Here is a 240-nt window from a genome sequence, read left to right on the forward strand (position 1 = left end):
AGCGGGTCGTGGCGTGGCCGGGGTATCTGTGGTTGGCGCTGCTGCTGTATCTCACGCTGGCGCTGCTGGTGGGGGAGGGTGTGCGTCCGGTGCTGCGGTGGGTCCTGGCGCGGCGGGCGGGCCGTCCGGTGGGCCGGGTCGTCGAGGCGGCGGGAGCCGGTGCGGTCCGGGTGCCGGTGGGCGGGGCCCCGCCCACCCGGGAGGGTGCCCGGGACGACGGGGCCGGGGGCGGCCGGGAGG

Annotated in this window: 1 pseudogene; it reads left to right on the forward strand. The window is 80.0% G+C overall.

Annotation, left to right across the window (positions count from 1 at the left end):
* Nucleotides 1-240, forward strand: a pseudogene (locus tag ACL06G_RS21560) (metallophosphoesterase); the annotation flags it as partial.

The organism is Streptomyces callyspongiae (genome assembly GCF_047200695.1).
GTDB lineage: Bacteria > Actinomycetota > Actinomycetes > Streptomycetales > Streptomycetaceae > Streptomyces.